Raw genomic sequence first — 6,007 nt, forward strand, 5'->3', positions numbered from 1 at the left:
ATAACCGCACTTTGGTGTGCAAAGTGCGGTTGAAAATAAAGAAGTTTTATTAACGAATAATTCCGCGAGTTGAACGTTTGAAAAATTCAACAAAGAAACTGATAGCTGAATCGGTTTCCGCAATTTGCTCAATTTCTGGTAACACTTCTTCAAGTGTTTTACCGCTACGGTAGAGCATTTTATAAACGTTACGGATTGCGTGCATGGTTGGTTTATCAAAACCACGACGTTTTAAACCTTCTAAGTTTACGCCAAATGGACGGGCGTGGTTGCCTTGTGCCATAACGTAAGGAGGTACATCTTGGCTTACCATAGAACCGCCGCCTAACATGACATGCGCACCAACGATTACAAATTGGTGAATTGCTGACATGCCACCAACAATCACGAAATCATCTAATTCTACGTGACCTGCAAGTGTTGCATTGTTTGCCAAAATACAGTTGTTTTTAATTTGGCAATCATGTGCAACGTGAACATTCACCATTAATAAATTGTTATTGCCAATAGAGGTTACGCCACCGCCTTGGATAGTGCCACGATGGATTGTCACGTGTTCACGGATTCGGTTGCTATTACCAATAATAGTTTTAGTTGCTTCGCCGTTATATTTTAAATCTTGGTTCACTTCACCAATGCTAGCGAATTGATAGATTTCGTTATCTTCGCCAATAACAGTATCACCACGTACGACAACGTGAGATTTCAATACAGTGCGAGCCTTAATTTCAACAGTGCCTTCAACAATACAGAAAGGTCCGATAACAGCACCTTCACCAATAACTGCGCCTTCTTCAACTAAGGCTGTAGGATGGATTTTTGCATTTGGGTGGATCATATTTATCCCCTTAATTAACGACGAGCGCACATTAGTTTTGCTTCACAAGCAATTTCACCATTTACGGTTGCTACGCCAGTAAATGCAGTGATGCCACGGCGTTCTTTAATCACTTGAACGTTTAATTCCATCTGATCTCCAGGTAACACTGGGCGTTTAAAGCGCGCTTCATCAATACCTGCGAAATAGAATAATTCACCGCCTTTTAATTCGTGAGTTTTAAAGGCTAAAATGCCCATTGCTTGTGCCAAAGCTTCTAAAATTAAAACGCCCGGTAAAATAGGTTCGCCAGGGAAGTGACCTGTGAAACAAGGCTCATTGACGCTAATATTTTTAATCGCTTTTAACCACTCACCTTCTTTGTAGTCCAACACGCGATCCACTAATAAAAATGGATAACGATGTGGCAATAAGGTCATAATTTCTTTTGCTTCAATCACTTTACTTACTTGATTCTCTGACACGTCTAATACCTTTAAAATAAATAATAATAAGATTGAGATTATACGATATTTCTGTATAAAAATAAAACGCACTCAATATAGCCTAGTGTTTAGGTCGAATATCAATGGCAGGATCGTCATCTTTACGATATTTTTCATCAATTCGTTTTTGCAATCCAAAGTCATTTTTATCCGACTCGTTAGAAAATAAATCTTCTGTTTGTGTTAATTGAGGATTTTTAATTCCTATCCAATTTGCGATCCCTTCTAAGAAGTTTAAACCTGATTTAAACACCTTATATTCTTTGCGTTCGGTGTCATCTGATGAAATTTTGAATAGCGGAATATTATGATGTTCTCGGCTGAAACAGTTTTGATTGAACAAAAGTATATTGTTTTTTTCATCTTGTTGGTGGCATAAACCGTGATCTGAGAAATAAATCATTGAGAAAGTGCGGTGATTTTTCTTAGTATTTTCTTCAAGCTCTTCATATACACGTTTTAAAAATTCATCAGTTTTCTTAATAGACGACACATAGCAATTTAAATAACCATATTTCGGATTAAGGTCTTTATCATCAAAGATTTTTGGATAATCTTCGACACGGTCGCAAGCCATTGGATGTGAACCATAAATATGCAACACAATAAAACGTTTTCCTTGAACAGGATCTTCTAATACTTGGGCGAATTTTGGTAATAAATCAAAATCACTAAAGTTAGTTGAATTAAAGCTCCCGCCTTTTTTCAAGAAAAAGGTTTCATCAGATTTTGATGCAAGGGATGAAACTGGCGTATCAAATTCGCCGAGCATACCTTGATTGGAAAGCCAATAAGTTTTCACGCCTGCAGATTTGATGAGATCCACTAAACTCAAGCTGTAATTGGGTTCCCATTTTTCTTTGTTAGGAAGGGTTAGCATTAGACGAAGTGAGGCAACGGTATTTGTTCCTGCTGAACGGAAACCATCAATTAATGTACCTTTAGTGCTAGACATAAACGGCGTGTTTTCAATTGGATAGCCGTAGGCATGGTGATAATCTTTCCGTGCACTTTCACCAAGAACAATCACATAATCATCATAGCGTGAATTTTCTAATGTTGATTTTCCCCAGTTATCAGATTGGGACATTTGTTTGAGTTTTTGTACTTCATCCACAATTTTTAATGTGGAACTTACCGTTTCTTTAATCGGTTCAGCAAGCGGCATGTTGTAAGCAAAAAGCAGTGTCGCTAAGGCAATAAATGTTTTATTACGATAAAATTTTATGCCAAATTTCACCGCACTTTTGTACTGAAGAAAAATCAAAATAGGAATGGCGAAAGCAATTAAGTAACTACTCACTGGGATTTGCAATAGAAATTCCTTCGTTTCTAACATATCTGTCGCGAAAAGCGAGGCGATATATTGGTAGCTTGGAGGGCCAAAATTTAACCCTGTAGGCGTATAAAAAGCATGCAGTAATGTAAGAGGTAGCAAAATAAAATAGAAGGATTTTTTACTGCTGCTTAATAAGAGAATAGTTGTTGTCGCAAGTAGAATGAGAGCCACACTTGGTTCTGTAAACATTCCAGAACCGATTAAAATAAAATAACCCGCGAATGCGGCACAAATCACCGCAAAAAGTGCGGGCAAAATTTGGCTTGTTTTTTTCGTGTTCATCATTGTCTTCCTTGAAAAGAAAATGTCGCTATTATCCACCTTTCACTCAGAATTTCCATATTTAACTTCTTCACTCTTGAGCGGTTATTTTATAGAATAAGCCAATTTTTTAAGCCAGAGGGAAAAAACAATGAGCCAACCAATTTATAAACGTATTTTATTGAAATTAAGCGGTGAAGCATTACAAGGAGAAGATGGTTTTGGTATCGATCCTGCGATTCTCGATCGTATGGCTGTTGAAATTAAAGAATTAGTGGAGATGGGCGTGGAAGTCGGCGTCGTTCTTGGTGGTGGCAACTTATTCCGTGGCGCAAAACTAGCAAAAGCAGGGATGAATCGCGTGGTGGGCGACCATATGGGAATGCTTGCTACGGTGATGAATGGCTTGGCAATGCGTGATTCTTTATTCCGTGCTGATGTGAATGCAAAATTAATGTCCGCTTTCCAATTAAATGGTATTTGCGATACTTATAACTGGTCTGAAGCAATCAAAATGTTACGCGAGAAACGCGTAGTCATTTTCTCTGCGGGAACTGGAAGTCCATTCTTTACGACTGATTCTGCTGCTTGTTTGCGTGGTATTGAAATTGAAGCTGATGTTGTGTTGAAAGCGACTAAAGTTGATGGTGTATATGATTGTGATCCAGCGAAAAATCCTGATGCAAAACTTTATAAAAATTTAAGTTATGCAGAAGTGATTGATAAAGAATTACAAGTGATGGACTTAGCTGCGTTTACTTTAGCTCGCGATCATGGAATGCCGGTCCGAGTGTTCAATATGGGTAAACCTGGTGCATTACGTCAAGTAGTGACTGGTACCGAAGAAGGCACCACTATTTGTTAGTAAATGTTGAAAAGTAAAACGGTAGGAAAATTCCTACCGTTTTTTTGTTTGGCTGTAGCCTAGAGATTATAACAATCCACCTTGACCTAAGGCTGGGTCAGTTTCACGTGCTTTTAATGCATCTTCAACGGTTAAACCCAATGCTTTTGCAACGCCTTCACCATATGCAGGATCACACCAGTGACAGTTACGAATATGACGGTATTTGATGAACTCAGGTGCATCGCCCATTGCAGCCGCAGTATTGTTGAACAATGCTTGTTTTTGCTCTGGATTCATTAGGTTAAATAATGCACGCGGTTGGCTGAAGTAATCATTATCATCATTACGGAAATCCCAGTGTGCTGCATCTCCATTGATACGAAGTGGTGGTTCCGCAAAGTCTGGTTGTTGTTGCCATTGGCTAAAGCTGTTTGGCTCGTAGTGCGGTAGGCTACCGTAGTTGCCATCTACACGACCTTGGCCATCACGTTGGTTGCTATGAACAGGGCAACGTGGACGGTTTACTGGAATTTGACGGTAGTTCACACCTAAACGGTAACGTTGTGCATCCGCATAGTTGAATAAACGAGCTTGTAACATTCTGTCAGGACTTGCACCGATACCCGGCACCAAGTTACTTGGTGCAAATGCAGATTGTTCTACATCAGCGAAGAAGTTTTCTGGGTTACGGTTTAACTCAAATTCACCCACTTCAATCAATGGATAATCTTTTTTCGGCCACACTTTGGTTAAGTCGAATGGATGATAAGGTACTTTTTCCGCATCTGCTTCAGGCATAATTTGTACATATAATGTCCATTTAGGGAAATCACCACGCTCGATTGCTTCATATAAATCACGTTGGTGACTTTCGCGGTCGTTTGCAATCACTGCTGCCGCTTCTGCATCAGTTAAGTTTTTAATACCTTGTTGAGTATGGAAATGGAATTTTACCCAGAAACGTTCACCAGCTTCATTCCAGAAACTGTAAGTATGTGAACCATAACCATGCATATGACGATAGCTTGCAGGAATACCACGATCACTCATTACAACGGTTACTTGGTGTAATGCTTCTGGTAATAATGTCCAGAAATCCCAGTTGTTCGTTGCTGAACGCATATTAGTGCGAGGATCACGTTTTACCGCTTTGTTTAAGTCTGGGAATTTACGTGGATCACGTAAGAAGAATACTGGGGTGTTGTTACCCACTAAGTCCCAGTTACCTTCTTCGGTATAGAATTTTAATGCGAAACCGCGAATATCACGTTCAGCATCAGCTGCACCACGTTCACCTGCAACAGTGGTAAAACGTGCGAACATTTCTGTTTTTTTGCCAACTTCACTGAAAATTTTTGCGCGAGTATATTTAGTAATATCGTGTGTGACAGTAAAGGTACCAAATGCACCAGAACCTTTCGCGTGCATACGACGCTCTGGAATAACTTCGCGTACGAAATCAGCTAATTTTTCGTTAAGCCATAAATCTTGTGAAAGTAATGGACCACGCGGACCAGCAGTTAAACTGTTTTGATTGTCCGCCACAGGGGCGCCATTTCCCATAGTTAGGTTAGTAGAAGATAAATGCGAAAAAGGGCATTGAGAACTCATTATTAACTCCTTGTATGTATGAAATAAGTAGGGTTGAAATAAATTTCGTAAACATCATACAAAAAGGTTTTAACGATTGAAATCTATCAAATCAATCAAAAAAAACTATGCAAGGTAACAAGGTTTTGAGATTAGATGTATTTTAATTGATAACGCTTGAAAAGGTAAAAATTGTCGATCTCACTTATCGAGCAAAATATTTGATTATTCACACGGAAAAAGGCTATATCATTGGGCATTTAGGTATATCTGGTTCAATGCAAATCATGCCACAGGATAGCGCAATAGATAAACCTTGCCCAAAGTGCGGTGGAAAAATTGAAAGTTTTATTGTAGTAAAGCCTAATAGTTTCTTTCACTAGAAATGTAAAGAATTGTAAATATGCTTTTCCCCTATCATCTTTTAAATATAATATCTCGCTTTAGAAGGTCATCAAAAACAGTTTCAAAATGAACCGCACTTTCCATTACATCAGTATTGGTTGTGTATCAATCGATGTCCACGGGACAGTCTTACAATAAAATTCATACAATTATCTTGATCTGCCCCTTTTTGATAAAGCAAATAAGGATAAAAAAATTATGGAATTAAATAGATTATTAATAGTGAAATTTGTGAAAATTTC

General features: G+C 38.5%; 5 protein-coding genes and 1 pseudogene. 2 read left to right on the top strand and 4 right to left on the bottom strand.

Annotated features, from left to right (window positions below):
- Nucleotides 1-49: 49 nt before the first annotated feature.
- The 3 genes from lpxA to ABW51_RS03940 form a co-directional block, all read right to left on the bottom strand.
- On the bottom strand, nt 50-838 hold the full coding sequence (gene lpxA, locus ABW51_RS03930; RefSeq protein WP_053465656.1) for an acyl-ACP--UDP-N-acetylglucosamine O-acyltransferase: 789 nt from the start codon (nt 836-838) through the stop codon (nt 50-52).
- A gap of 14 nt (nt 839-852) precedes the next feature.
- Nucleotides 853-1,302, bottom strand: coding sequence for a 3-hydroxyacyl-ACP dehydratase FabZ (gene fabZ / locus ABW51_RS03935; protein WP_082318381.1), 450 nt, complete (start codon nt 1,300-1,302; stop codon nt 853-855).
- Between the two features lie 82 nt (nt 1,303-1,384).
- Nucleotides 1,385-2,944 carry a phosphoethanolamine transferase gene (locus ABW51_RS03940; RefSeq protein ID WP_053465657.1) on the bottom strand — a complete coding sequence of 520 codons (1,560 nt, stop codon included), beginning with the start codon at nt 2,942-2,944 and terminating at the stop codon, nt 1,385-1,387.
- A gap of 130 nt (nt 2,945-3,074) precedes the next feature.
- On the opposite strand from ABW51_RS03940, the gene pyrH reads away from it, so the two are divergent.
- Nucleotides 3,075-3,788, top strand: a complete 714-nt coding sequence (gene pyrH / locus ABW51_RS03945) for a UMP kinase (RefSeq protein WP_053465658.1) — start codon at nt 3,075-3,077, stop codon at nt 3,786-3,788.
- A 66-nt stretch (nt 3,789-3,854) separates the two neighbouring features.
- On the opposite strand, the gene ABW51_RS03950 is transcribed toward pyrH, so the two are convergent.
- Nucleotides 3,855-5,381: a catalase gene (locus tag ABW51_RS03950; protein WP_053465659.1), complete on the bottom strand. Its 1,527-nt coding sequence runs from the start codon at nt 5,379-5,381 to the stop codon at nt 3,855-3,857.
- A gap of 146 nt (nt 5,382-5,527) precedes the next feature.
- Between ABW51_RS03950 and ABW51_RS09765 the strand changes: the two are divergent.
- Nucleotides 5,528-5,674 (top strand): annotated as a pseudogene (locus tag ABW51_RS09765) (DNA-formamidopyrimidine glycosylase family protein); the annotation flags it as partial.
- Nucleotides 5,675-6,007 lie beyond the last annotated feature (333 nt).

Source organism: Haemophilus sp. C1 (genome assembly GCF_001276515.1).
Lineage (GTDB): Bacteria > Pseudomonadota > Gammaproteobacteria > Enterobacterales > Pasteurellaceae > Haemophilus.